The 24,185-nt window shown below is 73.9% G+C and carries 22 protein-coding genes; 9 read left to right on the top strand and 13 right to left on the bottom strand.

What is annotated here, in order from left to right; genetic code table 11:
- Window positions 1-69 precede the first annotated feature (69 nt).
- Window positions 70-1,113, bottom strand: a complete 1,044-nt coding sequence (locus BM414_RS22240; protein WP_217644875.1) for an alpha/beta fold hydrolase — start codon at window positions 1,111-1,113, stop codon at window positions 70-72.
- A 68-nt stretch (window positions 1,114-1,181) separates the two neighbouring features.
- Here BM414_RS22240 and BM414_RS22235 point away from each other — a divergent pair, with 68 nt between their 5' ends.
- Together BM414_RS22235 and BM414_RS22230 are read left to right on the top strand one after the other, a co-directional pair.
- On the top strand, window positions 1,182-2,528 hold the full coding sequence (locus BM414_RS22235) for a DNA polymerase IV (RefSeq protein WP_093583062.1): 1,347 nt from the start codon (window positions 1,182-1,184) through the stop codon (window positions 2,526-2,528).
- Complete coding sequence (locus BM414_RS22230) at window positions 2,525-3,115, top strand: class I SAM-dependent methyltransferase (RefSeq protein WP_093583060.1); 591 nt, start codon at window positions 2,525-2,527, stop codon at window positions 3,113-3,115. Before BM414_RS22235 ends, BM414_RS22230 begins: the two co-directional genes overlap by 4 nt.
- A 6-nt stretch (window positions 3,116-3,121) precedes the next feature.
- Here BM414_RS22230 and BM414_RS22225 read toward each other — a convergent pair whose 3' ends face one another.
- Both BM414_RS22225 and BM414_RS22220 read right to left on the bottom strand, forming a co-directional pair.
- Window positions 3,122-3,448, bottom strand: coding sequence for a hypothetical protein (locus tag BM414_RS22225; protein ID WP_093583058.1), 327 nt, complete (start codon window positions 3,446-3,448; stop codon window positions 3,122-3,124).
- 223 nt (window positions 3,449-3,671) lie between these two features.
- The gene (locus BM414_RS22220; protein ID WP_245784903.1) at window positions 3,672-4,847 is read right to left on the bottom strand and encodes a PucR family transcriptional regulator; all 1,176 of its coding nucleotides are present in this window, start codon (window positions 4,845-4,847) and stop codon (window positions 3,672-3,674) included.
- Between the two features lie 103 nt (window positions 4,848-4,950).
- Between BM414_RS22220 and BM414_RS22215 the strand changes: the two genes are divergently transcribed.
- Window positions 4,951-6,069: a ferredoxin reductase gene (locus BM414_RS22215; RefSeq protein WP_093583056.1), complete on the top strand. Its 1,119-nt coding sequence runs from the start codon at window positions 4,951-4,953 to the stop codon at window positions 6,067-6,069.
- 28 nt (window positions 6,070-6,097) lie between these two features.
- Complete coding sequence (locus tag BM414_RS22210) at window positions 6,098-7,309, top strand: fatty acid desaturase family protein (RefSeq protein WP_093583054.1); 1,212 nt, start codon at window positions 6,098-6,100, stop codon at window positions 7,307-7,309.
- 68 nt (window positions 7,310-7,377) lie between these two features.
- On the opposite strand, the gene BM414_RS22205 is transcribed toward BM414_RS22210, so the two are convergent.
- Window positions 7,378-9,303 carry an Ig-like domain-containing protein gene (locus BM414_RS22205; RefSeq protein ID WP_093583052.1) on the bottom strand — a complete coding sequence of 642 codons (1,926 nt, stop codon included), beginning with the start codon at window positions 9,301-9,303 and terminating at the stop codon, window positions 7,378-7,380.
- Between the two features lie 262 nt (window positions 9,304-9,565).
- On the opposite strand from BM414_RS22205, the gene BM414_RS22200 reads away from it, so the two are divergent.
- Window positions 9,566-10,027: a DUF3237 family protein gene (locus BM414_RS22200; protein ID WP_175551737.1), complete on the top strand. Its 462-nt coding sequence runs from the start codon at window positions 9,566-9,568 to the stop codon at window positions 10,025-10,027.
- Window positions 10,028-10,100: 73 nt separating this feature from the next.
- Here BM414_RS22200 and dnaB read toward each other — a convergent pair whose 3' ends face one another.
- The 6 genes from dnaB to BM414_RS22170 all read right to left on the bottom strand — a co-directional run bounded on the left by dnaB (window position 10,101) and on the right by BM414_RS22170 (window position 15,636).
- Window positions 10,101-12,674 carry a replicative DNA helicase gene (gene dnaB, locus BM414_RS22195; RefSeq protein WP_245784902.1) on the bottom strand — a complete coding sequence of 858 codons (2,574 nt, stop codon included), beginning with the start codon at window positions 12,672-12,674 and terminating at the stop codon, window positions 10,101-10,103.
- A gap of 548 nt (window positions 12,675-13,222) precedes the next feature.
- Window positions 13,223-13,678: a 50S ribosomal protein L9 gene (rplI, locus tag BM414_RS22190; RefSeq protein WP_093583046.1), complete on the bottom strand. Its 456-nt coding sequence runs from the start codon at window positions 13,676-13,678 to the stop codon at window positions 13,223-13,225.
- A gap of 2 nt (window positions 13,679-13,680) precedes the next feature.
- Window positions 13,681-13,917 (bottom strand): 30S ribosomal protein S18, encoded by a 237-nt coding sequence (gene rpsR / locus BM414_RS22185; RefSeq protein WP_073422051.1) that lies wholly within the window; start codon window positions 13,915-13,917, stop codon window positions 13,681-13,683.
- Between the two features lie 38 nt (window positions 13,918-13,955).
- Window positions 13,956-14,450, bottom strand: a complete 495-nt coding sequence (locus BM414_RS22180; protein WP_093583044.1) for a single-stranded DNA-binding protein — start codon at window positions 14,448-14,450, stop codon at window positions 13,956-13,958.
- 2 nt (window positions 14,451-14,452) lie between these two features.
- Window positions 14,453-14,740, bottom strand: coding sequence for a 30S ribosomal protein S6 (rpsF, locus tag BM414_RS22175; RefSeq protein WP_093583120.1), 288 nt, complete (start codon window positions 14,738-14,740; stop codon window positions 14,453-14,455).
- 161 nt (window positions 14,741-14,901) lie between these two features.
- The gene (locus BM414_RS22170; protein ID WP_093583042.1) at window positions 14,902-15,636 is read right to left on the bottom strand and encodes a hypothetical protein; all 735 of its coding nucleotides are present in this window, start codon (window positions 15,634-15,636) and stop codon (window positions 14,902-14,904) included.
- Window positions 15,637-15,798: 162 nt separating this feature from the next.
- Between BM414_RS22170 and BM414_RS22165 the strand changes: the two genes are divergently transcribed.
- The gene (locus BM414_RS22165) at window positions 15,799-16,617 is read left to right on the top strand and encodes a deoxyribonuclease IV (RefSeq protein ID WP_093583040.1); all 819 of its coding nucleotides are present in this window, start codon (window positions 15,799-15,801) and stop codon (window positions 16,615-16,617) included.
- Between the two features lie 45 nt (window positions 16,618-16,662).
- Here BM414_RS22165 and BM414_RS22160 read toward each other — a convergent pair whose 3' ends face one another.
- The 3 genes from BM414_RS22160 to BM414_RS22150 form a co-directional block, all read right to left on the bottom strand.
- A complete protein-coding gene (locus BM414_RS22160) occupies window positions 16,663-18,174 on the bottom strand; it encodes a glycosyltransferase family 87 protein (RefSeq protein ID WP_093583038.1) in 1,512 nt (503 codons plus the stop codon).
- A 21-nt stretch (window positions 18,175-18,195) separates the two neighbouring features.
- Window positions 18,196-20,655 (bottom strand): transglycosylase domain-containing protein, encoded by a 2,460-nt coding sequence (locus tag BM414_RS22155; RefSeq protein ID WP_093583036.1) that lies wholly within the window; start codon window positions 20,653-20,655, stop codon window positions 18,196-18,198.
- 171 nt (window positions 20,656-20,826) lie between these two features.
- A complete protein-coding gene (locus BM414_RS22150; protein ID WP_093583034.1) occupies window positions 20,827-21,237 on the bottom strand; it encodes a DUF5318 family protein in 411 nt (136 codons plus the stop codon).
- A 156-nt stretch (window positions 21,238-21,393) separates the two neighbouring features.
- Here BM414_RS22150 and BM414_RS22145 point away from each other — a divergent pair, with 156 nt between their 5' ends.
- The 3 genes from BM414_RS22145 (at window position 21,394) to BM414_RS22135 (ending at window position 24,077) form a co-directional block, all read left to right on the top strand.
- Entirely contained in the window at window positions 21,394-21,990 is a 597-nt protein-coding gene (locus BM414_RS22145; RefSeq protein ID WP_093583032.1) for a PadR family transcriptional regulator, read from the top strand.
- A gap of 135 nt (window positions 21,991-22,125) precedes the next feature.
- A complete protein-coding gene (locus tag BM414_RS22140) occupies window positions 22,126-23,205 on the top strand; it encodes an inositol-3-phosphate synthase (protein WP_093583030.1) in 1,080 nt (359 codons plus the stop codon).
- A gap of 113 nt (window positions 23,206-23,318) precedes the next feature.
- Window positions 23,319-24,077, top strand: coding sequence for a hypothetical protein (locus tag BM414_RS22135; protein WP_093583028.1), 759 nt, complete (start codon window positions 23,319-23,321; stop codon window positions 24,075-24,077).
- Window positions 24,078-24,185 lie beyond the last annotated feature (108 nt).

Here is a 24,185-nt window from a genome sequence, read left to right as displayed (position 1 = left end):
CGCGTGGGGCGGGCAGCACGTCGTCCTGCCGGCACGGCTGCGGGTCGGCAGCGCGGTGTCGATCGTGGTCTACGGCGTCGTCGCGCTGTTCCTCCTGCAGGCGGGCGGGGCGCACAGCGTCCTGCCCCGCGGCGTGGTCGACGTCGGGATGTGGGTGCTGACCGGGTACTTCCCGCTCGGGGTCGCGCTCAACGCGGCGTCACGCAGCCGGCCCGAGCGGCTGGTCATGACGCCGATCGCGCTCGCGCTGGCCGTCGTCTGCCTGGTCCTCGCGCTGCGCTGACCGCGGCGCTCAGCGCAGGAACTCGGTGACCGCGCGCTCGGCGCCGCCGGGAGCGTGTGGTGCGAGGCCCCGGGCAGGGTCACCACCGCGGCCCTCGGCATGACCTCCGCCGCGCCGCGGGCCACCCGGCGCGGGTCCTGGGCCCGGCCGTCGGCGGGGACGACGACCAGCGTCGGCACGGTCAGCGCAGCCAGCCGGGCCGGGTCGGGTCGCCGGGTGCGCACCGGCGCCGGCACCTCGGCGCCCGCGGCGGCGACGTCGAGCCACGCGTCGTCGACCGGCCGGCCGCCGGTCTCCCAGCGCACCAGCGCCCGCATCCGCCCGGCCGTGGGCCGGGTGAGCACCGGGACCGCGTGCAGCAGGTAGCCGGGGGAGAAGCCGGTGAAGGTGGTGGTCGGGTCGAGCAGCGCCAGCCGCCGCACCCGGCCGGGACGGTCGAGCGCGAAGGTCAGCGCCTGCCACCCGCCGTAGCTGTGCCCGGCGAGGTCGACGGCGCGCAGGTCGAGCCCGTCGAGGACCTGCTCGAGCCACTCGGTGACGTCGTCGGTTCCGGCCAGCGGGGTGGTCGCGGGGCTCCGGCCGGCGTCGCCGACCGGGTCGACGACGTGCACCCGGCGGACGGCGGCCAGCAGCCGCATCGCGCCCGACCAGGCCAGCGCCGTGGCGCCGCCGCCGGGGACGAGCACCAGCGGGGGAGCCGACGCCGCCCCGCTGACCAGCACGTGCGTGCGGCCGAACCGCGTGTCGACCTCCCGTGACCGCACCGGCACCGGCCAGCGGGCCAGGGCGGCGTCGTAGGCCGCGTCGAACGCCGCCCGGGGGTCCCCCATGGCCGGAGCCTGCCGGGGCCGCGGTGTCCCGGCAAACGGCCCGGCGGCGCACAGGGAGAATCGGGGGCGTGCGGCGGGAGGCGAGCGTCCTGCACCTGGACCTGGACGCGTTCTTCGCCGCCGTCGAGCAGCGCGACAAGCCCTCGCTGCGAGGCCGGCCGGTGGTCGTCGGCGGGACCGGCGGGCGCGGCGTCGTCGCCACGGCGTCCTACGAGGCGCGCGCCTACGGGGCGCGCTCGGCCATGTCGACAGCGGAGGCCCGGCGCCGGTGCCCGCCCGGGACGGCGTTCCTCGGCGGCCGGTTCGGCGCCTACCGGCGGACCTCGGACGTGGTCATGGGGCTGCTGCGCGAGGTCTCCCCGCTGGTGGAGCCGGTGTCGATCGACGAGGCCTACGTCGACCTGGCGGCCGGCGCGGGCTCCGACCTGTCCGTCGACGGCGTCACCGCACTGGCCCGCGACCTCAAGGCGCGCATCGCCGAGGCCACCGGCGGGGTGACCGGCTCGATCGGGATCGGCAGCTCCAAGCTGATGGCCAAGATCGCCTCCGACCTGGACAAGCCCGACGGCCTCGTCGTCGTCGCCCCGGGCACCGAGCTCGACGTGCTCCACCCGCTCCCCGTGACCCGGCTCGGCGGCGTGGGCCCGGCCACGGCCGAGCGGCTGCGGCAGGTCGGCGTCGCCACGGTGGCCCACCTGGCGGCCAAGTCGCTGCCCGACCTGGTGGCGCTGGCCGGCCGCGCGCACGGGACGGGGCTGTACCAGCTGGCGCGGGCCGACGACGACCGGCCGGTGGTGGCCGAGCGCGAGGCCAAGTCGGTGTCGCACGAGGAGACCTTCGAGCGCGACCTCACCGACCTCGCCGAGCTCAACCGGCTGATCGACTCGATGGCCACGCGGGTGGGCGCCCGGCTGCGCTCCTCGGCGCTCTCGGGGCGGACGGTGACGCTCAAGCTGCGCCGCTACGACTTCACGACGATCACCCGGTCGCAGACGCTGCCCCAGCCCACCGACGACGACCGGCAGGTGGCCACCATCGCCCGGCGGCTGCTGGCCGAGGCCGGCACCGGCGGAGGGCTGCGGCTGCTCGGCGTCGGCGTCTCGGGGCTGTCCCAGTACGCGCAGGGCGACCTGTTCGCCGTCGAGGGTCCCGCCCCGGCCCAGGTGGAGGACGCCGTCGTCGAGGAGCCGGCCGCGCCCGAGCCGCCGGCCGACCGGCGGTGGTGGCCGGGGCAGGACGTCGTCCACGACGAGCTCGGGCCCGGCTGGGTGTGGGGCCGCGGGCTCGGCCGGGTGACCGTGCGCTTCGAGGGGCCGCTCACCGCGCCCGGGCCGGTGCGCACGCTGGCCGCCGACGACCCCGCGCTGCACCCGGGCGACCCGCCGGACTGGCGTCCGGCGACGATGGGGGCATGACGGAACCGAGCGCGTGGGTGCGGATCACGCAGGCCGACCCGGGCCACTCGGCGGCCTACGTGCAGCGGTTCCGGACGCTGGCCGCCGGCGGCACGGACATCGTGGGCGAGGCGCGGCTGGTCGACGCGATGCTGCCGCGCGGCTCGCGGGTGCTCGACGCCGGCTGCGGTCCGGGCCGGGTGGGCGGCCACCTGGCGTCCGTGGGACACGACGTCGTCGGGGTCGACGTCGACCCGGTGCTGATCGACGCGGCGCAGCAGGACCACCCGGGCCCGCGCTGGCTGGTCGGCGACCTCGCCGAGCTCGACCTGCCCGACCGCTTCGACGCGATCGTGTGCGCGGGCAACGTGGTCACGTTCCTCGCGCCGAGCACCCGCGGCGAGGTCCTGCGGCGGTTCCGGTCGCACCTGGCCGACGGCGGGCGGGCCGTCGTCGGGTTCGGCGCCGGGCGGGACTACGCCTTCGACGACTTCCTCGCCGACGCCCGCGCGGCCGGGTTCGAGCCGGACCTGCTCCTGTCGAGCTGGCACCTGCACCCGTTCACCGCGGGGTCGGACTTCCTGGTGGCGGTGTTGCGTCCCTCGTGAGCCGGGTCAGCCGACCTCGCAGAGGTCCCCGGCCCCCGCGCAGGGTCCCGCCGCGAGCCTGCGAGCGGTGGGGGGCACGGGGGTCCTTCGTCCGACGACACGCAGGTCGCCGTCGAGGCGGACGACCAGCGTCTGGCCGTCGGCGCCGCGCAGGTGCGCCTCGAACAGGCCCGACTCGCCGACCTCGAGCCACTCGATCGTCGCGCCGGGGTGCTCGGCGAGGGCGGCCGCGGCCACCTCGGCGGCGACGTCGGCGGTGAGCTCCGGCGGCAACGGGCGGCGCGGCGTGCGGACCCAGGCGTGCCGGCCGACGGTCTCGGTGCTGCGGTACACGGCGGACCTCCTCGCTCCCCGCGGCGCCGGTGCGGTGCCGCGACGGGTCCGAGACTCCGGCCCCCGGCTGGGAGCGACCTGGGGACGCCGTGCCAGTTCCCTGCTGACCTCCGTGCGGTGCGCGCCCCCGGGCACCCGCGCGACGATCACGGAGCCGGGCGAGCGACACGCCGGACCGTGCCGGTGTGTCGTGGTCCGCGCACCGTGATCGCCGAGAGGCCCCTCAGCGGGCGCCGAGGGCGAGGGTCAGCTCGAGCACCGTCTGCGGGTCGTCGAGGCGCTTGCCGTAGAGGTCGCGCAGCTGCCCCATCCGGTAGCGCACGGTCTGCGGGTGGACGAACAGCTCGGCGGCCACCTGCTCGCGCCGGCCGTGGTGCAGCAGCCACGAGCGCAGGGTCTCCAGCAGCTTCTCCCGCGGGCCGGGACCGAGGTCGTCGAGCGGGGCGAGCACCTGGGCGCGCAGGTCGGTCAGCGCCTCGCCGTCGGCCCGCAGCACCAGCTCGGCCAGCCGGACCTCGGTGTCCACCGGCGTCTCGCCCTCGGGGGTGAGGCCCAGCTGCAGCGCCCGCAGCGCGCGCGAGTACGACGACCGCGCGTCCTGCCACGGCCGGGCCGGCCCGACGACGGCGCCGCGCCCGGTCAGCGACGTCAGCAGCGCCGCGCGCGCGAAGCCCTCGGCGTCGGGGACCAGCAGCACCGCCCGTTCGGTCGAGGGCTCCGCGCCGGGCAGGTCCTCGCCGGCCTGCAGGGTGCGCGCGTCGATCACCGCCACCGCGTCGCGGGCGCCGGACGGGGGCAGCAGGACGGCGGTGAGCGTGCGCGGTGGCGTCCAGTCCGCCCGCTCCGCGGCGACGTGCAGCTCGTACGGCGGCGCACCGGTGACCAGCAGCTCGGCCAGCCGCTCGAGGTGCCGGCGCCGCACCCGGCCGCTGGCGGCGAGCTGGTCGGCGTGCCCGGAGGCGCTGGCGGCCGACAGCTGGTCGATGTAGGCGAAGACGAGCTCGGCGAACCGCGCCAGCGTCGCCGCGGACATCCCGGCCGCCACCGCCCTCTCGCTCAGGTGCCGCCAGGCCACCCGGGCGCCCACCCGGTACGCCGACAGCAGTGCGTCCATCGACCGCCCGGTGCGCGCCTCGCCGCGGCCCAGCACGTACGCGCCCTCGATGGCCGGGTCCACCGGCCGGCTGGCGTCCGCGCCGCCGGTCGCCAGCTCCAGGAAGCCGCCGAGGGCCAGCTCGACGGCGCCCTCGATCTTGCGGCCCATCGGCCCGCGGAAGGCCTCGGCGTAGCTGGGCACCTCGACGACGATGGCCGCCACCGTCTGCTCGGCGACCGGCGTCAGCTCGCCGCGCAACGCCGAGGCGACCTCCGGCGAGAAGGTCTCCTGCTGGGGTACCACGTGACCTCCCCGTGGCCGCGGTTGTCCTCTGCGAACAGTAACTGCTGCGACGTTCACGTCCAGAGCACAGGTGATTGCGCCTCGTGCAGGGAACAGTGAGTACATGACCGCGACCGTTCCGCGCCCGACCGCGGCCAAGCCGGCGCTCCGGGTGTTGCGCGACCGCGTCATGCGCGTCGCCGAGCTCGTCACCACGCCCCTGCTGCCGGCCGACTACCTCGACCTCATCGACCCGCTGCGTTCCGGTGCCGCCCTGCGTGGCCGGATCGAGGCGGTGCTGCCCGAGACCCGTGACGCGGCCACCGTGGTCATCCGCCCCGGCGCCGACTGGCAGCCGCACCGGCCGGGCCAGTACGTGCGCATCGGCATCGACGTCGACGGCGTCCGCATGTGGCGCGCCTACTCGATCACCTCCGACCTCGGCCGCACCGACGGCTGCTTCACCGTCACGGTGAAGGCCATCCCCGGCGGCAAGGTGAGCAACCACCTGGTCCGCGGCACGCGGCCGGGCACGATCGTGCAGCTCGACCAGGCCACCGGGGAGTTCTGCCTGCCCGAGCAGCAGCCGGCCAAGGCGCTGTTCGTCACCGCCGGCTCGGGCATCACGCCCGTGATGGGCATCCTGCGCAACCACCCCGAGCTCACCGACAGCCAGGCCGACACGGTCCTGGTGCACTCCGCGCCCACGCCCGAGGACGTCGTCTTCGGCGCCGAGCTGCGGCAGCTGGCCGCCGACGGCCGGATCCGGCTGGTCGAGCAGCACACCGACACCGCCGGGATGCTCGACGCCGCCGCGCTCGCCGCGCTCGTCCCCGACCTCGCGGAGCGCGCGACCTGGGCCTGCGGCCCGGTCGGCATGCTCGAGGCGCTGGAGGAGCACTGGGCGGCGGCCGGCATCGCCGACCGGCTCTACACCGAGCGGTTCCGCCCGAAGGTGCTCGTCACCGGCGAGGGTGGCACGGTCACGTTCACGTTCACGAAGAACGGGACGTCGCTCGAGGCCGACGGCGCCATCCCGATCCTCGACGCCGCGGAGCAAGCGGGCGTCCTCATGCCGAGCGGCTGCCGGATGGGCATCTGCTACGGCTGCGTCCTCCCGCTGCGCGAGGGCGCTGTCCGCGACCTGCGCACCGGCGAGGTCACCACCGCCGCGCCCGGCGACGGCGTCCTCGTCCAGACCTGCATCAGCGCCGCCGCCGGCGCCTGCGACATCGACCACTGACCCAGCGACACCCCAGGAGCCGCATCGCATGACCGTCCTGCAGAAGAAGAGCGTCAACCCCATCGAGCACCTCACCCCCGAGGACATCGAGCTCATCGGCAAGGAGCTCGACGAGATCCGCCAGGGCGTGATCGACAGCCGCGGCGAGTCCGACGCGCGCTACATCCGCAAGGTCATCGACGTCCACCGCAAGATCGAGCTGGGCAGCCGCGCCGTCCTGCTGGCCTCGGGCTTCCCGCCGGCCTGGATCGCCGGGACGGTCGGCCTCTCGATCGCCAAGATCCTCGAGAACATGGAGATCGGGCACAACATCCTGCACGGTCAGTGGGACTGGATGCGTGACCCGAAGATCCACTCCACGACGTGGGAGTGGGACATGGCCAGCCCGGCCGACCAGTGGAAGCACTCGCACAACGAGATGCACCACACGTACACGAACGTCGTCGGCAAGGACAACGACCTCGGCTACGGCATCATGCGCGTCGACGAGGACCAGCCCTGGTCGCCCTTCCACCTCGGTCAGCCGCTGTGGAGCTTCATCAACGCCTGCTTCTTCGAGTACGGGATCGCCGCGTACGACCTCGAGCTGGCCGCCGTCGTCGCCAAGAAGCAGACCGGCGACCCCGAGTTCCGGGCGCGCGCCAAGGCCGTGCTGGTGAAGATCGGCCGGCAGGTGCGCAAGGACTACGTCATCCACCCGCTGCTGTCGGGCCCGAACTTCCTCGCCACCGTGGCGGCGAACTTCACCGCCAACCTCGTGCGCAACCTGTGGTCGAACTCGGTCATCCTCTGCGGGCACTTCCCCGAGGGCGTCGAGACCTTCGAGAAGAAGTCCATCGAGGGCGAGACCCGCGGGGACTGGTACCTGCGCCAGATGCTCGGCTCGGCCAACATCTCCGGCTCGAAGGCGATGCACATCCTGACCGGGAACCTGTCCCACCAGATCGAGCACCACCTGTTCCCGGACCTGCCGAGCAACCGGTACGCCGAGATCGCGCCGAAGATCCGCGACCTGTTCGACCGCTACGGCCTGAACTACCACACGGCGCCGCTGCCGCAGCAGGTCGGCTCGGCCTGGCACAAGATCATCCGGCTGTCGCTGCCCAACGGCTGGCTGCAGAACACGACCCGGCGCAACCTGCCCTCGCAGGTGGCCAAGCTGTGGAAGATGACCACCGGTGCGCCGAGGGTCCGCCGCGCGCTGATCCGCGAGCAGGCCGCCATGGCCGCCGCCGCATAAAGCACCGCGCACGCAGAGGGGCCCGGGACGCTGATCGCGTCCCGGGCCCCTCGCCGTTCAGCGACCGGTCAGAACTGGTCGTCCACCGCGGGGAACGGGTAGTTCAGCGGCAGCAGCACCGATGGGTCCACGATCGGCACCTCCCAGACCGGCGCCGGCCCGTCCGGGTCGACGACCTGTCCCGCACCCAGGAACGCCGCCACCTGCGCCTGCCCCTGCAACGCCGACTCGTCGGTGAGCGTGAGCAGGAAGGAGTGCGGGTTCTGCAGCGGCGTCGGCGAGATGTCGTTGCGGAAGAGGCTGGTCCGCGACCACAGGTCACCCGCGTCGACGAGGGTGTACGACGTCGGGTTGGGCACCGTCTGGTCACCGAAGGCGACCTGCACGACGACCCGCTCCGGCTCGATGAGCGGCGAGAAGGTCTCCGGGCTGCCCGGCCGGGACAGCCAGGTGGACCGGGCCAGGAACTCCTGGATGGCCGACGCCCCCGGCACCGTCAGGGTCACCGGGCCCTCCCCGCGCAGCGGCAGCTGCTCCTGGAAGTAGTACGGCGCCAGGTCGGGGCGGTTGAGCAGCCCGGCCGCCTGCAGTGACTGCGTCGTCAGCAGGCGGAAGGACGGCGACAGGCGGGCGATCTCGGTGATCGGGCTCCCCGGCACGTTGAGCACCGACCGGGTGATGTCGTCGTCGGCACCGGTGACCAGGGTCCCGTAGATGCCGCCGAAGCTCTGCCCGAAGTAGGTGACGTCCTCCCCCGAGAACGCCGCCGTGCCGACGCTGTCGGCGGTCGTGGCGCCGAGGGAGCGGGCCAGCGTCATGACGTCCGCGGCGGTCTGCCGCAGCGCGTCCCGCGAGGACTGCGCCGAGGCGGCACCCGTGGCCGAGGAGCCCTCGGTGCTGCCGATGGTGCTGTCGGCGTCGGTCTGGTCGACCCCGCGCCCGTAGGCGCCCAGCTCCGTCGTCACGCCGTCCCGGGTCACCACGTAGGTGCTGCCGGGTCCGAACCCGTGCCCGACCACGTTCGTGCCGATCGTGGCGAGGCCGGCGCGGGCGTTGGTCGTCGCGGCGAGGAAGACGTTGGTCGTCGACTGGGTGAAGCCGTGGCCGTAGATCGCCGTCGGCCAGCCACCCTCGGGCGCCGGGCCGGGCGGGAGGACGGCGACGAACGGCAGACGCACGGCACCGACGGGTGCCGGGCCGTCGTCGCCGGTCGGGGTCTGGGCGATGGTGACGTCGGACTGCAGCCACGACGGGGCCAGGTAGGAGCCGAACACCAGCGTGCTGTCCGGTGGCAACTGTTGCGTGGGCACGGGGGCGGGGTTGGTCGCCGGAGGAGTCGGCGGGTTGGCGTTGTCCGCCCGGTAGGCGACGGTCGTGCCGGCCACGGGGAAGGCGCCCTCCACCCGCAGGCCGGGGGTGATGCCGGTGCTGCCGAACGCCGCGCCGGTGTCGATCTGCTCGCGGATGTCGAGCAGGCCGTCGGTGGCGCTCAGCGTCGTGAAGGTGTCATGCACGGCCTTGTTCGCCGGCCCGCCCTGCACGCGCAGCTTGTACGTGGTCGACGGGCGGAGCTGCTCGGCCGGGTGGGCGTAGAGCGTGTTCGTCGCCGGGTCCCACACGACGCGGTCGACGCCCGTGCGCCACCCGCCGTGGGCCTCCTGCACCGTGATCCGGGCGGCGACCTGAGCCGGGTCGACCGGCCCACTGAAGCGGACGGCGATGCGCGGGTCGAGGTCGAAGCCGTCGAGCTCGTTGAGCTCGGCGACGAGGCCGCAGGCGATGGGCTGACCGCAGCCCTCCAGCGGCAGGTTGACGCGCCGCCCGGTGATCTGGGCGGGGTCGTGCACGGTGAGGGTGTCGGACGGGAAGACCGAGAGGGGCTCGGCCTTGTGTGGGGTGGCGGCCGCCGGGGTGGCGGTGATCCCCACGGTGGCCGTGAGGGCCAGTGCACCGACGAGCGAGGAGGTCGCGCGGTGCCAGCGTCGTTGCTGCAAGGCATCTCCAGATGGAAGGGAAGGACCGGTCCTTCCTAGCCGCCGGTGAGGCGCATCACACATCGCCGGTGCCGCAGACCGCCGCGCGGGACGGACCGCGGCGCCCGGCCGCTGCGGATCCACGTGGAACACGGTGTGCTGCCGTCCGAGCGCTCAGTGAGCGGCGCGACGGCTCTTCACCACTCAGGACCAGCACCTCTTCTGCCCGGCCACCGCCGGCGCTGCCATGGACGCACCGTTCTGTCGACCGGAGGAGGGGACCATGGACGGATACGTCCTGGAGGCGACGATCAGCGGCATGGTGCCGATCGGGGTCGTGCCCGAGGGCCTGCGGATGGACGTCGGCGTAGAGGGGACCATCACCGAGGGCCCCATGGCCGGCGGCCAGGTCACCGGCACCGACTACCTACTGGTCCGGCCCGACGGGATCGGGGTGCTCGACGTGCGGGAGGTGGTGCGCCTGCCCGCCGGCGCCACGGTGTCGCTGGCGGTGACGGGGTACCTGCACCCGCCGTTCCCGCTACCGCCCCTGGACCAGATCACACCGGACACCGAGTGGCCGGACGTCGACGTGCCCGTCCACGGCGCGGCGACGATGCGCACCGCCGACCCCTCGCTGGCCGCTCTCAACCGCACCGTCTACGGGATGACCGGCGCGGTCAACATGGCCCGCGGTCAGATCCGCGCGCGGGCGGAGAGCCTGGCCCGGGTGGCGGTGGCCTGACCACCGTCGCGACGCACGAGGGGTCCGGACCAGCACGGTCCCGGACCCCTCGTCCGTCCTGCGGGGTGCCGACCTAGTTCGCCATGTCGACGAAGCGGCTGTAGTGGCCCTGGAAGGCGACGGTGACGTTGGCCGTCGGGCCGTTGCGGTGCTTGACCAGCATGATGTCGGCCTCGCCGGCCCGCGGGGACTCCTTCTCGTACATGTCCTCGCGGTGGATCATCATGACCATGTCGGCGTCCTGCTCGATCGAGCCGGACTCACGGAGGTCGGACAGCATCGGCTTCTTGTCCTGACGCTGCTCGGATCCTCGGTTGAGCTGCGACATCGCGATGACCGGGACCTCGAGCTCCTTGGCCAGCAGCTTGAGCGCACGGGAGAACTCCGAGACCTCCTGCTGGCGGCTCTCGACGCGCTTGCCCGAGGTCATCAGCTGGAGGTAGTCGATGACCACGAGCTTGAGGTCGTTACGCTGCTTGAGCCGGCGCGCCTTGGCCCGGATCTCCATCATCGTCATGTTCGGTGAGTCGTCGATGTAGAGCGGCGCGTCGGCGACCTCGCCCATCCGGCGGGCCAGCTTCGACCAGTCCTCGTCCGACAGCGTGCCGGCGCGCATGTGGTGCAGCGGCACCTTCGCCTCGGCCGAGAGCAGACGCATCGTGATCTCGTGCTTGCTCATCTCGAGCGAGAAGATGACCGCCGGCATGTTGTGCTTCACCGTGGCCGACCGCGCGATGTCGAGCCCCAGCGTGGAGTTGTGCGTGGGGACGAAGCTCCGGCCGGCGAGGAACAGCGAGTCGGCGGCGTCGACCTGGATGCAGCGCACGGGGACGCCGGCCACCGGGCGCACGTCGGTGACGAATCGGACGCCGCGGGCCGTGTACGTACGGGCACCCCGCTCCTTGTGCACCAGCTTCTTGCGCTCGAGGCGGAAGACCTCGTCGTCGGTGCTGAACGTCAGCGTGTAGCAGGTGGACGACGCCTCGGACCGGCCGCGCACCCGTTCGGTGCTCAGCTTCACCCGGTGACCCAGGCCGGCGATCAGCTCGCGGGCGTCCTCGGCCAGCCGGCGGTTGGTGACGGCGAACTGGACGGCCCCGCTCGGCGTGACGGTGCCGTCGGTGTCGAGCAGGCCGGCCAGCAGCGCCCGCCGCTGCGCCACCGACGCGCGGAGGTACGACGTCGGGATGTGCTTGTCGTCGAGCACGCCCAGGGTGCGCAGGAGGCCCTTCACGGTGCCGTGTTCGTCCCGGCACGCCTGGCACTGCGCCATGCCGCTCGACGGGCCGCTGCAGTCGGGGCAGGAGGCCTGCAGGCCCACGCCGCCGCCGGCGCGCAGCCGGCCGCCGCACGTCTTGCCGCACGTCTGGACCTGCGAGGTCCGCGGGACGAACGGCTCGCCGCACATCGGGCACGGCCGCTCGGCCGGCGCGGGACGGGCAGGCAGCCGCAGCGAGTAGCGCCGGTCAACGCCCGTCGGGAGGACGACCAGGCCCTCGCCCTCGATGTAGGCCGCGATCTCGGGGTCGGCGCTCGTGTACTGGGCTGCGGCCGACGTCCCGTCACCCAGCCACACACCCAGCGCGTACGGCGGGACGGGGAGGTCGGCGGCCGGCAGGTCCAACGGAGCTGCGTTGGCCACGGCGTGGTTGAGCCGCTGGTCGGCCGTGGCGCAGCGGACCGTGCGGGCCAGCTCCTCGGTGGTCCGGACCCGGGCCTCACCCCGCTCGCCGAGCCGGCGGGCGGCACGGTCGGTGGTGACCCACTGGTGCTGCGCGTCGGCCACGATCACCGTGCCGTCCGAGAAGTGCACCTCGTAGCAGGGCCGGTCGGTCATCACGTCGGTGGCGGCGACGACCGTCGTGGGGCGTCCGTCGACGCCCAGGACACGGTCACCGACCCGGATCTCACCCATCGTCGTCCAGCCCGCGGGCGTGGCGATCGGGGTGTCCAGCGCCAGGGCCTTGCCCACACCGGGTCGGGCGGCGATGACGACCATCTGACCGGCCTGCAGGCCGTTGGTCAGCTCGTCGAGGTCACGGATCCCGGTGGGCACGCCGCGGGCGGTACCGCCCCGGGAGGCGATGGCGTCGAGCTCGTCCATCGTCGGCTGCAGGACGTCCTCGAGGCGCGAGTAGTCCTCGCTCATGCGCTTCTCGGTGACGTCGTAGATCTCCTGCTGGGCGCGGTCGACGATGTCGTCGACGTCGCCCTTGCCGCCGGCCGCGCCGTAGCCCAGCTGGACCACGCGGGTGCCGGCCTCGACCAGCCGCCGCAGCACCGCCTGCTCGGCCACGATGGCGGCGTAGTAGCCGGCGTTGGCCGCCGTCGGTGTCGAGGCGATCAGGGTGTGCAGGTAAACTGCGCCGCCCATCTTCGACAGCTGGTCGGTGCGGTTGAGCTCCGCGGCGACGGTGATCGCGTCGGCCGGCTCACCCCGGCCGTACAGGTCGAGGATGCAGTCGAAGATCACCTGGTGCGCCGGCCGGTAGAAGTCGGCGCCGTGCAGCACCTCGACGACGTCGGCGACCGCGTCCTTGCTCAGCAGCATGCCGCCGAGCACAGACTGCTCCGCCGCGACGTCCTGCGGGGGCTGCCGGTCGTACGCCGGCGCCGCCGCCTGGGGCCGGCTGAAGTCGTCGGCCACCGCCACCTGGGTACCTCCCTCTCCTCGTCGGCACGCGCGTGTAGACCCCGGCCGCCCGGCCGGGGCCCGGTGGGGGAAGCACCAGGACACCTCACGTGCCACTCGAACACGCGTTCGAGGACATTGCTACCGGGAGCCACCGACACTTCTCGGCGCCCCGGCGCCGGGGACGACGTTAGGAAGCGGGGACGGACCCGTCCAACACCCGTGTGGGCCGCGTTCTGCACAACTTGTGGACAAGTCGGTGGACAGACCGAGTCGACATGTGGAGACGGGCGGGACACCGACCGGCCATCCCGCGGTCCTGCGGGTGTCACCTGCGCGGCGGCCGCCCACCGGCTGTGGACAGCAGAAAGTCGGCGTGGCGCAGACGCCGGGCGTGTCGCGTCGCCCCGCCCTGAACAGCCGTCACACCGCCCGCCGACGGCAGGTGACGGCGGCGCCGGGGCCCTCAGAGCCGCGGGACGCCGTACGGGGGCCAGAGACGCCGAGAGGGGCGCCGGACGGGTGTCCGGCGCCCCTCTCGGGCGGTCCTGCAGTGCTCGGGCTCAGCCCGCGACGACCTCGATGGGCAGGGTCGCCGTGACCTCCGGGTGCACCCGCACGGTGACCTGGTGCTGGCCGGTGGTCTTGATGCTGCTCGGCAGCTCGATGCGGCGGCGGTCGAGCTCCGGGCCGCCGGCGGCGGTGACGGCCGCGGCCACGTCGGCGGTGGTGACGCGGCCGAACAGCCGGCCGCCGTCGCCGGCGCGGGCGGGGACGCGCACGGTCAGGCCGGAGAGACGACCGGCCAGGCCCTGCGCCTCCTCGAGCGACCGCACCTCACGCGCGGCACGCGCGCGCCGCAGCGAGGTGACCTGCTTCTCGGCACCGCGGGTGGCCACGATGGCCAGGCCGCGGGGCAGGAGGTAGTTGCGGGCGTACCCGCCCTTGACCTCCACCGTGTCACCGGAGGACCCGAGACCGGTGACCTCCGCCGTCAGGATCAGCTTCGTGGTGCTCATGGTCAGCGCGCCGTCGAGGTGTAGGGCAGCAGGGCCATCTCACGGCTGTTCTTGACGGCCGTGGCGACGTCCCGCTGGTGCTGGCTGCAGTTGCCGCTCACGCGGCGGGCACGGATCTTGCCGCGGTCGGAGATGAACTTCCGCAGCAGGGTCGTGTCCTTGTAGTCGATGTAGGTCGCCTTGTCCTTGCAGAACTGGCAGACCTTCTTCTTGGGCTTGCGCACGGGGGGCTTGGGCACTGGGTTCTCCAGGTACGACTAGAGCTGGGAAAGAGGGATCAGAACGGCGGCTCGTCGGACGGGCCGGCCGGCGTCGACCAGGGGTCGCTCGCTCCGCCGCCACCGCCGCCGAAACCACCACCGCCGCCGCCGCCGAAGCCGCCGCCGCCACCGCCGCCGCCCTCACCACGGGAGGCCCGGGTGACCTTGGCGGTGGCGTAGCGCAGCGAGGGGCCGATCTCGTCGACCTCCAGCTCGATGACGGTGCGCTTCTCGCCTTCCTTCGTCTCGAACGAGCGCTGCTTGAGGCGCCCCGAGACGATGACCCGCGAGCCGCGGGTGAGCGACTCGGCGACGTTCTCCGCCGCCTGCCGCCAGACGTTGCAGCGCAGGAAGAGCGCCTCGCCGTCCTTCCACTCCTGCGACTGCCGGTCGAAGGTGCGCGGCGTCGAGGCGACGGTGAAGTTGGCGACCGCGGCCCCCGACGGAGTGAAGCGCAGCTCCGGGTCGGAGGTCAGGTTGCCGATGACGGTGATGACGGTCTCGCCGGCCATGGTCAGTGGACCTCGGGGCGCATCAGCTTGGTGCGCAGGACCGACTCGTTGAGGTTGAGCTGGCGGTCCAGCTCGGCGACCGCAGCGGGCTCGGCCTGGATGTCGACGATGGCGTAGATGCCCTCGACGTGCTTCTTGATCTCGTAGGCCAGGCGACGCCGGCCCCAGATCTCGGTCTTGACGGTGCCACCGGAGTTGGTGACGACGGTCAGGAACCGGTCGAGGGAGGGAGCGATGGTGCGCTCCTCCAGGTCGGGGTCGAGGATGACCATCAGTTCGTAGCGACGCACGGAGAACCCCACCTCCTCTGGTCTGTGGCGGCTGCAGGACGTCTGCAGCAGGAGGGTCGAACACGCGTCGCGCGCCCTGTGCGCCGGGACGGCACACGGAGCGCGCAGGTCGAGGGTACCAGCACGGCCACCGTGCCCATCCAGGGAGGACGGCCGCGGGGTCAGCGGGCGCGGACCGCCCGGAGCCTGCGGACCAGCGCGGCGGTGGCGCCGGCCAGGGCGACGACGGCGAGCAGCGCGGGCAGCGGCAGCCCCGGGCCGGTCGCGGCGCCGTCGGCGCTCACCGTGCTGCTCTCCTCGTCCAGCGCGGTGCCGCCGAGGGCCTCGAGCGCGCCGGAGACCGGCACGGCCGCGCCGTCGTGGCCACCCGCGACCCCGCCGGGGCCCGGACCGGAACCGGCACCGGTACCCGTGCCGGCGGCCGCACCCGGCAGGAGCACGGACGGGTCGAAGGCCGCGGCCCCGTCACCGGACGGGGCCATCTCGGCGGCACCGCCGTCGAGGTCGTAGGCGTAGCCCGTCCCGTCGACGCCGGAGACCTGGGGCGCCGCGGGCGCCTGGTCCGGGACGGGCGGGACGGGCGTCGCCGGCGGCGTGGGGACCGGCGCCGGCAGCGAGGGCAGCGGGAGGTCGACCGGGGACAGCGACGGCAGGTCCACCGACGGCAGGTTCGGCAGCGGCACGGGCGTGTCGACGAGGAACGGCGTCGGGACGCCGATCTGCACCGTCGTCTGCCGGCCGTCGTAGGTGACCGGCTGGTCCTGCGGCAGCGTGCTCAGCGCCCGGGTGGTGACGGTGCTGAGGACGCTGCCGGTGATCGAGGTGCCCGGGACGACCACCCGGTGGGTGTAGGTGATCGTGCAGGTGAGGCAGGTGCCGTCGAACCGCTCGGTCACGCTCGCGTCCTCGGCCAGCGACGTGCCGCCCGAGGGCAACCCGAGCGTGACGTCGGTGGCCGGCGTCGCTGCCGGCCGGTCGTGGTGTCACGGGTCTCGACGAGGACGTGACCCAGGCGACACGGGTGGGTCCCCGCCACGGGCGGAACTACTGTCGCCGGGGTGGCAGAGCACCCGATCGGCGTACACGTCGGCCCCGGCCTGACGGCGGACAACGAGCTCGACGCCGGCGGTCCGCTGGCGCGCGCGGCGGAGATGGACGCCGACGGCGTGCAGGTCTTCCTCGGCGACCCGCAGGGCTGGAAGGCGCCACTGCCGCGCCCCGACGCCGAGGACCTGCTGGCCTCCGACGTCGCGGTGTTCGTGCACGCGCCCTACGTGCTCAACGTGGCCTCGACCAACAACCGGATCCGCATCCCCAGCCGCAAGAACCTCGCGGTGCACGCGCGGGCCTCGGCGGCGATCGGCGCCCGCGGGATGATCGTGCACGGCGGCCACGTGCTGGCCAAGGACGACCCGGCCGCCGGCTTCGACAACTGGCGCAAGACCTTCGCCCGGCAGGCCGAGGACGGCGGCTTCCCGCTGCCGGTGCTCATCGAGAACACCGCCGGCGGCGACAACGCGATGGCCCGCGAGCTCGGTGCGGTGGCGCGCCTGTGGGACGCCGTCGGGGAGTTCGGCGCGGGCTTCGTGCTCGACACCTGCCACGCCTGGGCCGCCGGCTGGGACCTCGCCACCGCCCTCGACGACGTCCGCGCGCTCACCGGCCGCGTCGACCTCGTGCACCTGAACAACAGCCGCGACCCGCACGGCTCCGGCCGCGACCGGCACGCGCCCCTCACCGGCGGTGAGATCCCGCTGGAGCTGCTGCTCGAGGTGGCGCGGGCCGCCGACTGCCCCGTGGTGCTGGAGACCCCCGGCGACGCCGCGTCGCACGCCGAGGAGGTCCAGCTCGTCCGCGAGGCGCTGCGCGCGGCGTAGGAAGCGGTACGCACGTCCCCGGCGCCAGGACGTGCGGAGAGCCTCCTATGCCTCGACGGAGCGTCGCAGCGTCACCCGGTCTCGAGCGCCGTCCAGCGGGCCGCCGGCGGGGTCGTCGACGCCGGGCCAGCTGGTGCGGACGGCGTCCTCGTCGGGGTGCAGGACGTCGCGCACGACCAGGCCCATGAGCACGACGACGGCGAGGTCGCGCGCGACCACGGCGAGGAAGAACCACTCGATGCCGACGCCGCGGTCCTCGGTGCCGAGGTACCAGAGCATCCGCAGCACCCACAGCACGACCTCGCCGGCCTGCCACAGCAGCAGCGCCCGCCAGCGTGGCCGGGCGAGCACCGCCAGCGGCAGCAGCCACAGCGAGTACTGCGGGCTCCAGACCTTGGTCACCAGCAGGAACGCCGCGACCAGGAGGAAGGCCACCTGCGGCACCCGCGGCCGCACCGGTGCCCGCAGCACCAGCCAGCCGAGCCCGGCGACGACGAGCAGCACGCAGACCGCCACGACCGTGTTGAGCAGCACCGGCGGCGTGCCCTCGGGCAGCGGGCCGTCGAGGAACCGGCCGTCGGAGGCGGTGATCAGGACGTTCCACAGGCTGTCGGGGTCGGCCGGGCGGGCGGTGTTGAGGCGGAAGAACAGCGACCAGTTCTGCGGCGCCAGGACCGCGACCGGCACGTCGACGGCCAGCCAGGCCGCCGCGGCGGCGACGGCGGCGCGCAGCCACTCGCGCAGTCGGCCGGCCCGCAGGCACAGCAGGAACAGCGCGCCGAGCAGCAGCAGCGGGTAGAACTTCGCGGCGATGCCGAGGCCGATCAGCACCCCGGCCAGCACCGGCCGGTGGCGCGCCCAGGCCCACATCCCGCCGGTGGCCAGCGCGACGGCGAAGAGGTCCCAGTTGGTGAACGCGTGCACCAGCAGCAGCGGGGACAGACCGATCATCGCCGCGTCCCAGGGCCGGTGCCCGGCCAGCGCGAGCACCCCGCGGACGACGAGGAACGCGCAGACGCTCAGCAGCAGGCAGGTGGCCACGTAGTAGGCCTGCACGGGCGGGACCTGCGGCAGCAGGCCGGACGCCGTCGCGAGGTCGCCGTAGACGCGGCCGAGGACCGCGGCCAGCGCCATGAAGGCGCCGGTGAGGACCGGGTACTCGACCCGCGAGTCGAGGTAGGGGACCGATCCGGCGTCCAGGCCGTGCAGGGTGAACAGCGGGACGGTGTCGGAGTAGCAGAGGTGCGTGTACTGCACCGAGCCCGCCCAGTTCCCGTCCGAGCAGGGTGCCTGCTTCAGCCAGGCCGCGGCCAGGACGACGGTGGCGTAGAGCAGGCAGACCCGCAGCGGCGTCCAGAACAGCGCCCGGCCGGTCACCGCGTGCCGTCCCCACGGCCCACCGACCGCCTCGCTGGCCTGTGCCGCGACCGGGTCGGACCAGGTCGGCACCACGCGGTCCGGCCGGCCCGCGGGCACCGGTACCGGGGCCGGGAACGCCGCGGGCCCGTCCGCCGGGGGTTGCGCCGGGGCGGACGGGCCCGTGGGGGAGGAGCTCACCCGATCAGTGTGCCGGGCCGGTCAGCCGGTCAGCTGCGGCTGCTGCTGCGTGGTGGGTGCCGGCTGGCCGGGCTGGGTCTGACCGTTGCCGTTGCCGTTCCCGCCACCCGGGACGGGCGGCTCCGGGGCGGTGGTGCCCGCGGGGGGCGGCGGGGTCGGGTCCGTGGGCGGCGACGGCACCACCGGGTCGTTCGGCGGCTCCTCGTCCGTCCCGTCGTCCGGCGGCACGGTCTCGGTCGGGGTGGCCGGGGTGGACGGCGCCGACTGGGTCGGAGGCGCCGACTGGGTCGGGGGCGCCGACCGGGTCGTCGGCGTCGCCGGCTCGGTCACCGGCTCCGGCACGCCCTCGCCCGTGTCACCGCGGATGACCGGCCGGTCCGGCAGGTCCTCCTCCGGCGTCCCGTCGAGCACCGTGTCCATGAACTGCTGCCAGATGGCGCCCGGCAGGCCCGCGCCGTAGACGATCGCGCCGTCGGCGTTGCGGATCGGCTGGTAGCCGTCGGTCCCCATCCAGACCGCGGTCGACAGCGACGGCGTGTAGCCGACCATCCAGGCGTCGGAGTTGTCGTCGGCGTCGATGCCCTGCGTACCGGTCTTCGCGGCCACCTCGCGGCCGTCGTCGAGTGCGCGGCGCGAGTACTGCGCCACGCCCTCCAGCGCGTAGGTGACGTCGCTGGCGACCTCCTCGCGCATCACCTGCTCGCCGGCCGGGGCGCCGTTGTCCAGCAGGACGGTGCCGACGGTGTCGGTGACGCGGCTGACGAAGTGTGCGTCGTGCCGCACGCCGCCGCTGGCGAAGGTGGCGAAGCCGACGGCCTGGTCGATCGGGCGCATCTCGTACTCGCCGATGCCGATCGAGGACCCGGTGACCCCGGAGTCGGGGGCGGCCAGGGTCGGCTTGTCGTCGAGCAGCCCGCCGTTGGCCGGCCAGGTGTCGGGCATGCCGGTGGCGGCCAGCGCCGTCTCGCGGACGTTCTCCGGGCCCACCTCGTAGGCCAGCCCGTAGAACGTGGTGTTCAGCGAGCGGGTCATCGCCTCGACCAGGGTGCAGGCCCCGCAGGAGGCGCCGCCGGAGTTGCGCACCGGGGCGTCGCGGTCGGGGAAGGTCTGCGGCGAGCTGCCGTACCGGCGCGAGGTCACGCTGATGCCCTGGTCCAGTGCGGTGGCCAGCACGTAGGGCTTCATCGACGAGCCCGGCTGACGCCGGCTCTGCGCGTAGTCCACCGCGCCGTCACCGGCGCCGATGTCGCCGCCGTAGTAGGCGCGGACCCCGCCGGTGCGCGGGTCGACCGCGACCAGCGCCTGCCGCAGGTTGTCCGGCTGGCCGTCCATCACCTCGGCGACCGTGGCGAGCGCGGCGTCCTGGGTGGGCTTGTCGACGGTCGTGGTGATCCGCAGGCCACCGGCCCGGATCTGCTCGTCGGAGTAACCGCGGGCCTCGAGCTCGTCGATCGCCTGCGACACGACCAGGCCCTCGGAGCCGGTCGGGATGCCCAGCGCGGAGGACTCCGGCCGCGGCGACACCGGCGGGTAGACCGACGCGTCGCGGTCGGCCTGGGTCATCCAGCCCTCCTCGACCATCGCGTCGAGGACCAGCCCCCAGCGGTCCTGCGCGCCCTCCGGGTTGGACTCCGGGTCGTAGGAGCTGGGGCTGCGGATCTGGACGGCGAGCACCGCACCCTGCTGCGGGGTCAGCTGGGCGGCCGGGACGCCGAAGAAGGTGTCGGCCGCCGCCTCGATGCCGTAGGCGCCGCGGCCGAAGTAGATGGTGTTGAGGTAGTTCTCGAGGATCTCGTCCTTCGAGTACTCGTTGTCGAGCTTGACCGCCAGGAAGAGCTCCTGGAACTTGCGGCTGAACGTCTGGTCCGCCGTCAGGAAGGCGTTCTTCACGTACTGCTGGGTGATCGTCGAGCCACCCTGCGTCGAGCCGCCGGTCAGGTTGTTCCAGGCCGCACGGACGATGCCGGTGAAGGAGATGCCGGGGTCGGAGTAGAAGTTCCGGTTCTCCGCGGCGAGCACCGCGTCGCGCGCGGCCTCGGACACCTGGTCCAGGCCGACGTTGGTGCGGTTGGTGTCGCCGAGGCGGGCCATCTCGGTGGTGCCGTCGGCGTAGTAGACGACCGTGGTCTGCGAGTTCTGCACCGAGCCGGGGTCGGGCACCTCGGTCGTGGCGTAGACGACGCCGACGAAGACGCCGAGCAGGAGGAACAGGCCGAGCAGGGTGCCCAGCGCGACCTTCAGCCGGCGACGGCGCCGCTGCTTCGTGGTGCGCGCCTTCTTGCCGCCGGGCTTGCCCCCCGCGGGACGCGAGCCCGTGGGGCGCGAACCGCCGGGGCGGGAGCCGGCGGAGCCCCCGGACCGCGACGCGCTCGTGCGGGCGCGGCCGCCGGCCCCGCCGGCAGCGGGCGCGCGGCCTGCCGGTGGGCGCCGCGGCGGGCCGCCGGACGGCCCGACCGGCGTGGTCTCGTCGTGGGGAGGCACCAGGGAGCCCCTCCTCGGGTGTCGGTGGGCGGATCGGGTCCGGCCCAGCGTGGCGTCGTTACCTGTGGCGCCCGGGGAGGACGCGCGGGCGCGCCGTCCCCCCGGGACGGGTGTGACGGACGGGTCCGCCGGTGTGCTCCGCCGACCGGCGCGGTCCGGCCCGTGGAGGCGCTAGTCCGTGGCGGTGCGGCGGCGCCGGCGCGGCTGCCGCCCCGGCTCGGGCTCGACTCCCAGGACGTAGGAGGAGTCCAGGTGGTTCCACCCGCACCCGCGGCACACCTCGACGGTGTACACGGAGAACTCCTCCTGCGCGGCGTCCATCCGGGCGAGCTCCGCCTCGGTCTTCGCCTGCCCGGACACGTGGCCCAGCCCCTCACCGTAGACGTAGTCGACCAGGGTGAGCCGTTCACGGCGGCAGACCGGGCACGGCACGTCGGTCTGCCGGCCGTGGTAGCGGGCCGCGCGGGTCAGGTACGGGCTGGCGTCGCAGACCTCGAACAGGCCGGTGCGGCCGGACCTGACGTCGGCCAGGACGGCCCGCCGCTGCAGCGAGTAGTCGACGACGGAGCGACGTCCGGGCACGGCCGCCAATGTACGCAGTCCCGCGTCCCCCGTCCCCGCGCGCGAGGACGGGTGCGGGCGGGCCCCGATCGGGCGACGGACGCCGAGTTGTCGGCCCGTTCACCTGCCGATGTATCGTCTCGATACATCGAACGGCAGGATCCGGCGGGAGGCGAGATGCTCGAGTTCGCCATCCTCGGACTGCTGCAGCAGTCCCCCATGCACGGCTACGAGCTGCGCAAACAGCTCGCAGAGGTGCTCGGGGGCCTGCGCAGCATCTCCTACGGGTCGTTGTACCCCGCGCTCAAGCGGTTGTACGCCGCCGGGCTCGTCACCACCGACGAGCCCGACCGGCACTCACCGCTGCCGGCCGACGCACCGCCGCTCACCGGCCGGCGCGGGAAGGTGGTCTACACGATCACCGCGGAGGGCAAGGAACGCTTCGCGGAGCTGGTCAGCCAGGCCGGCCCCGAGGCGTACGACGACGGCAGGCTCTTCGGCGTCCACCTCGCCTTCTTCCGGCACACCGCCGCCGACGTGCGGCTGCGCATCCTCGAGGGGCGCCGCCGCACGGTCGAACGGCAGCGGGACGGCCTGCGGTCCTCACTGGCGCGGACCCGCGAACGGCTCGACCGCTACACGCTGGAACTGCAGCGCCACGGCCTGGACTCGGTCGACCGGGAGGTGCGCTGGCTGTCGGAGCTCATCGACAGCGAGCGGCGCCGGCCCGAGCCGGGCCCGGGGGACGAGCGCCCGCCGACCGGCGACGGGTGACGCCGCACCTCCGCGGCACCACCCCGAGCAGCACCGCACCACAGGCACGACGGCTGTCGAGCCCGCCGGCAGCCACCGCCAGGACCGGAACGGTCCCGCGACACGGACCACCCGGTCCAGGGAGAAGGGAAAGCAATGGGAGCTGTCAAGGTCGCCATCGTCGGCGTCGGTAACTGCGCCGCCTCGCTCGTCCAGGGTGTGCACTACTACCGCGACGCCGACGAGAACACCTCGGTGCCCGGGCTCATGCACGTCCGCTTCGGCGACTACCACGTCTCCGACGTGCAGTTCGTCGCGGCGTTCGACGTCGACGCCAAGAAGGTCGGCCGCGACCTCTCCGAGGCCATCGTCGCCAGCGAGAACAACACCATCAAGATCACTGACGTGCCGCCGCTCGGCGTGACGGTGCAGCGCGGCACCACCCTCGACGGCCTGGGCAAGTACTACCGGGCCACGATCGAGGAGTCCGACGAGGAGCCGGTCGACGTCGTCACCGCCCTGCGCGAGTCCGGTGCCGACGTCCTCGTCTGCTACCTGCCGGTCGGCTCGCAGCAGGCCGCCGAGTTCTACGCGCAGGCCGCCCTCGACGCCGGTGTCGCCTTCGTCAACGCCCTGCCGGTGTTCATCGCCGGGACCGAGGAGTGGGCGGACAAGTTCACCGCCGCCGGCGTCCCGATCATCGGCGACGACATCAAGAGCCAGGTCGGCGCGACCATCACCCACCGGGTGCTGGCCAAGCTGTTCGAGGACCGCGGCGTGCAGCTCGACCGCACGATGCAGCTCAACGTCGGCGGCAACATGGACTTCAAGAACATGCTCGAGCGCGAGCGCCTGGAGTCCAAGAAGATCTCCAAGACCCAGGCCGTCACCAGCCAGGTCGACCGCGACATGGGCACCGACAACGTGCACATCGGCCCGTCGGACCACGTGCCGTGGCTGTCGGACCGCAAGTGGGCCTACGTCCGCCTCGAGGGCCGCGCGTTCGGCGACGTCCCGCTGAACCTGGAGTACAAGCTCGAGGTCTGGGACTCCCCGAACTCGGCCGGCATCATCATCGACGCCGTCCGCGCGGCGAAGATCGCCATGGACCGCGGGATCGGCGGCCCGATCCTGTCGGCGTCGTCGTACTTCATGAAGTCCCCGCCGGTGCAGTACAGCGACAGCGAGGCCCGCGACGCCGTCGAGGCCTTCATCCGCGGCGACGTCGAGCGCTGACGCCAGGACCCCCTCCGCGACAGGGCCCGTCCTCCTCCGGGAGGGCGGGCCCTGTCGCGTCCCGGGCCTGTCGGGACGCCGCCGACGCCGAGGGGCTGCCTACGCTGACCGCCATGCCGCGCCGCCTGCTCGCGTCCGCGCTGGTCACGCTCGGCGTGCTGCTCGCGGGCTGCTCCGACCCCGAGGCCGACCGGCAGCCGGGTGACCCGGTGACCGCCGAGGAGGCGGACGTGCTCGCCGGACTGCTGGCCCGGGACACCGAGGAGGGCGGCGCGGACGTCGTCGTCACCGCGCCCTTCGGCGAGGGCGGGCTGCTGACGCTCACCGGCGAGGTCGACTTCGCCGGCTCCGCCGGCCGCGCCCAGGCGGTGACCGACTACGGCGACGAGCGTCCCGACGACGTCCGGACGCTGTTCTTCACGCGCGAGCAGATCTGGTTCGGCGACGTGCCGGGCCTGTCCGACGCCCTGGCCGCCGCGGGCCTGCCCGACGCCCCCTTCGTCCGCCGCCCGGTGGCGACCGGCCCGGACGCGGTGCCGCTGACCGACGTGCTCGTGACCGTGCTGCTCAACCTCGGCGCCGCGGAGGCCGACGACGCCGCCGCCTTCCGCGGCGGGGAGCACACCTGGGAGGGCCAGCGCTCGATCGACCGGCGGCTGGCCACGGTGTACGCCGGCGAGGCGGGCTGGTCGGTGGCCGTGGACGACACCAGCGACCTGCTGCTGCAGTACGTGACCCCGCTGCCCGGCCAGGACGCCGACGTCACCGTGACCCTGTCCGACCACGGCCCGCGGACGATCGCGCTGCCGGAGGACGGGCAGACGGTGGACGCGGCGGCGCACCCGGAGGTGTCGGCGGCCGTCGGGGTCTGACGCAGGACCCTATGCAGGGACCAGGACATGGGAGGAGGGGGCGGCCTCTTCCCCAGACCGCCCCCTCCGGCCCCTTTCTTACCAGATCGCGCCGGTGTGCGCGCCCGG

The sequence above is a fragment of the Geodermatophilus amargosae genome (genome assembly GCF_900116515.1).
GTDB classification, from domain to species: Bacteria; Actinomycetota; Actinomycetes; order Mycobacteriales; family Geodermatophilaceae; genus Geodermatophilus; species Geodermatophilus amargosae.
This window is presented reverse-complemented; position numbering and strand designations above follow the sequence as displayed.

Bases quoted from the DNA above. Each gene is read 5' to 3' on its own strand.
- BM414_RS22180 (WP_093583044.1), bottom strand. From the start codon at position 14,450: ATGGCCGGCGAGACCGTCATCACCGTCATCGGCAACCTGACCTCCGAC.
- BM414_RS22135 (WP_093583028.1), top strand. From the start codon at position 23,319: ATGCCGCGCCGCCTGCTCGCGTCCGCGCTGGTCACGCTCGGCGTGCTG.
- BM414_RS22215 (WP_093583056.1), top strand. From the start codon at position 4,951: ATGACCGCGACCGTTCCGCGCCCGACCGCGGCCAAGCCGGCGCTCCGG.
- BM414_RS22240 (WP_217644875.1), bottom strand. From the start codon at position 1,113: ATGGGGGACCCCCGGGCGGCGTTCGACGCGGCCTACGACGCCGCCCTG.
- BM414_RS22200 (WP_175551737.1), top strand. From the start codon at position 9,566: ATGGACGGATACGTCCTGGAGGCGACGATCAGCGGCATGGTGCCGATC.
- BM414_RS22145 (WP_093583032.1), top strand. From the start codon at position 21,394: ATGCTCGAGTTCGCCATCCTCGGACTGCTGCAGCAGTCCCCCATGCAC.
- BM414_RS22230 (WP_093583060.1), top strand. From the start codon at position 2,525: ATGACGGAACCGAGCGCGTGGGTGCGGATCACGCAGGCCGACCCGGGC.
- rplI (WP_093583046.1), bottom strand. From the start codon at position 13,678: ATGAGCACCACGAAGCTGATCCTGACGGCGGAGGTCACCGGTCTCGGG.
- BM414_RS22210 (WP_093583054.1), top strand. From the start codon at position 6,098: ATGACCGTCCTGCAGAAGAAGAGCGTCAACCCCATCGAGCACCTCACC.
- BM414_RS22140 (WP_093583030.1), top strand. From the start codon at position 22,126: ATGGGAGCTGTCAAGGTCGCCATCGTCGGCGTCGGTAACTGCGCCGCC.